This is a genomic window from Paraburkholderia ginsengiterrae, assembly GCF_001645125.1.
GTDB lineage: Bacteria > Pseudomonadota > Gammaproteobacteria > Burkholderiales > Burkholderiaceae > Paraburkholderia > Paraburkholderia ginsengiterrae.
This window is the reverse complement of sequence record NZ_LXKA01000390.1, coordinates 1-3,019: the sequence shown is the minus strand read 5'-3', so window position 1 is coordinate 3,019 and position 3,019 is coordinate 1. Positions and strand designations below refer to the sequence as shown.

General features: G+C 62.6%; 2 protein-coding genes, 1 tRNA gene and 1 pseudogene. 2 read left to right on the top strand and 2 right to left on the bottom strand.

Annotation, left to right across the window (positions count from 1 at the left end; all coding sequences use genetic code 11):
- The coding region (locus A6V37_RS41945) for a hypothetical protein (RefSeq protein ID WP_207547625.1) at positions 1 to 245 on the top strand (245 nt) is incomplete at its 5' end.
- Here the strand turns inward: A6V37_RS41945 and A6V37_RS37570 are convergent.
- Together A6V37_RS37570 and A6V37_RS37565 are read right to left on the bottom strand one after the other, a co-directional pair.
- Complete coding sequence (locus tag A6V37_RS37570) at positions 197 to 2,137, bottom strand: SurA N-terminal domain-containing protein (RefSeq protein WP_064286909.1); 1,941 nt, start codon at positions 2,135 to 2,137, stop codon at positions 197 to 199. The two genes, A6V37_RS41945 and A6V37_RS37570, sit on opposite strands and share 49 nt — an antisense overlap.
- A gap of 82 nt (positions 2,138 to 2,219) precedes the next feature.
- Positions 2,220 to 2,296 (bottom strand) — tRNA-Asp (locus A6V37_RS37565).
- A 242-nt stretch (positions 2,297 to 2,538) separates the two neighbouring features.
- Here A6V37_RS37565 and A6V37_RS37560 point away from each other — a divergent pair.
- A pseudogene (locus A6V37_RS37560) lies at positions 2,539 to 2,961 on the top strand (alpha/beta fold hydrolase); the annotation flags it as partial.
- Positions 2,962 to 3,019: the final 58 nt, after the last annotated feature.

Below are 3,019 nucleotides of genomic sequence, written 5' to 3'. Positions count from 1 at the left end.
TGGAAGTAATGCTTGCCCAGGTCAACGCCGATCAACGACACCGCATCCATGATGGTCCCCAAAAAGAACAATCCCCACTCAGCGTAGTCCGCTGTGTGGGGATCGGGCTGACCATCTCATTAAAGCCTCGCAGTTCATTGAACTGCGGGGCTTTTCTCTCTTCGGGCACCGCGCGGCGCCCGCTGGTGTTGATTGATTACTGGTCGCTGTTTGCCTGCGCATTGCTGCTGCCGAGCGAACCGTAGAACTTCACCTTCGCGCGGTTACGCAATGCCTCGACGTAAGCCTCGGCGTCCGATTGCGCTTCGACCTGAGCTATCTGCTGCTGCGCGGCGGCCAGATGCTGCGGATCGACCGCCGTGCCCGCCACCACCGCGTTCACGCGATAGATCGCATAGCCGTCGTTGCCGAGATCCACGCCGACGTAGGCCGGCAATTTCTGTGCATCGGCCTTGTAGATTGCGCTCCATGCGGCCGGCGGCATGCCTTGCGCGTCGTTGCGCGACACCTTAAGCGGCGACGAGAAGCCCGTGGTGGATTTCGATTTTTCGAACTCCGCCAGCTTGGCGATGCCGTCCTTGTGGGCGGCGTCGTTGGACTGGGCCGCGATCACCTTTTGACGCACGGCGTCCTTGACGGCGTCGAGCGCCGGCACGGTGGCCGCCTTGTACTCGGTCACGTGCGCCGCGATCAGCGTGTTGCCGCCGACGTCGATGGCCTGCGTGTTGTTGCGCGCCGTCACCGAGTCGTTCGCGAACACGGCGGTAAGGAACTTGGCGTTGTTCAGCGGGCTGTCAGGCGGCAGCTTCGGATCCGGCAGCGGCGTAACCGTGGCGGTCTGCACCTGCAGCTTGTATTTGTCCGAGGCCGGCTGCAGGCTCTTGGCCTTTTCGTAGACGATCGACGTGAAGCCTTCCGAGTCGTCGCCGAATGTCTTGGTCGCCAACTGCGTCTTCAGGTCTTTGGCGATCTGATCCTTCACTTCGTCGAACGGCTTCGTGACCGTGGGCTTCACGTCCGTCACCTTGACGATGTGGAAGCCGAAGTCGGTCTGCACGATGCCGCTGACTTCGTCTTTCTTCAGCGCGAACACGGCGTCGTCGAACGCCTGGCCGCCCGCGATCATGCCGCGGCCGAAGTACCCGAGATCGCCGCCCTTCGACGCCGAACCCGGATCCTGCGAGTTCTGCTGTGCGATCTGCGCGAACTGGTCCGGATGCGCCTTGACCTGCGCGAGCACTTCCTCGACCTTCTGCTTCGCCTTGGCTTTGTCCGCCGCGCTCGCGTCTTTCGGCGCCGCGATCAGGATGTGGCTCGCGCGCACCTGGCCGTCCGTGCGGTAGTGCTCGATGTTGTCGTCGTAGTACTTTTTCAGGTCGGCGTCGCTCGGCTGCACGGAGGCGGCGAGCGTGGCGGGCGACATGACGAGGTACTGGATCGTGGCGGTGGCATGCGTGGCGAATTCGTCGCGATGCGCGTCGTAATACGCCTGCAGTTGCGCGTCGGTCGGCTGCACCTTCGCCGCGTAGTCGCGCGGGTGGAATGCGATGCCCTGCACTTCGCGCTGCTGCTCGGCGAGCTCCGTCAGATGCTGCGCCAGCGTTTTCGACGTGAAGGCGCTGCCCTGAATGCTGGCGGGCAATTGCTGTGTGGCGATGCTGTAGCGCACGCGCTCGTCGTACTGGTCGGGCGTCATGCCCTGCATGGCGAGCAACTGCTTGTAACGGTCGACGTCGATCGAGCCGTCGGGATTCTTCAGCGACGAGATCACCGGATCGTTCAGCAGCACGCGGCGCACGGCGTCGTCGGAAGCGGTCAGATGCAGGCGCTGCGTTTCGTCGGCCAGCACGCGTTGCTCGATCAGGCCGTCGAGCATCTGGTTGCGGCGCTCCGGCGTGTCGAACGACTTCATGTCGAACTGCGCGCCGAGCATCTGGCGGGCGCGGTCGAGCTGCTGACGCATCGCGCCGTCGTACTCCACGCGGGTGATCTTGTGACCGTTGACGCTCGCGACGTTTGCACTTTCGTCAAAGAAGCCGCGGAAGCCCTGAATACCCACAAAACCCAACCCCGGCACAATGACGAGGATGAGCATGAACATCATCAGGCGTTTGTGATTTCGGAAAAAATCAAGCATGCGTGAGGGCCAAAAACAGAACGCCCGATCTTACAACGCGGGCAATAAAAAAGGCGAACCGGAGTTCGCCTTTCGAGGATACTGGCGGAGTGGACGGGACTCGAACCCGCGACCCCCGGCGTGACAGGCCGGTATTCTAACCGACTGAACTACCACTCCTGATTCCTGCTACTGCACCGAAGCATTTGACGGGCTCCTAGGTCCAACCCGACCCGGCAGATGCGACGAAAAATACAACGATCCGCAATTCTAGCTGAAGCCGTCATCAAAATGCAATGCCCAGGCATTTAGCTCAATAATCTTTGCAGACCGGCGTATCCGGGACCATGCATAGCCCCTCCCGCCGGCGGGCCATGCACACGCCACGACGGCCGGCGGCATGTATCCATCAGGAGACGAGCATGAGCGATAAACCCGCAGTCGTTTTGGTGCACGGTTTCTGGGGCGGCGCAGCGCACTGGGCAAAGGTGATCGTCGAACTGGCGCGCAAGGGCTACACCTCCCTTCATGCCGTCGAGATGCCGTTGACGTCGCTTGCCGAAGACGCCGAGCGCACGCGCAAGATGGTCGCGCAGCTGAAAGGCCCCGTCCTGCTCGTCGGCCACTCGTACGGCGGCGCCGTTATCACGGAGGCGGGCGATCAATCCAACGTGGTTGGGCTCGTCTATATCGCGGCGTTCGCGCCGGACGCGGGTGAAAGTCCCGGCGGCATCACCCAGCACCATCTTCCGGTCGCGGCGCCCAATCTCGAGCCCGACAGTGACGGTTACCTGTGGCCCCAGGCCGACAAATTCCACGCAACCTTCTGCCACGACCTGACCGCAGCCTAACCGCTAGTCAGTGCCGCCCCCGCACAGACCACCCTCGCCACCACAGTCAGCG

Bases quoted from the DNA above. Each gene is read 5' to 3' on its own strand.
- A6V37_RS37570 (WP_064286909.1), bottom strand. From the start codon at position 2,137: ATGCTTGATTTTTTCCGAAATCACAAACGCCTGATGATGTTCATGCTC.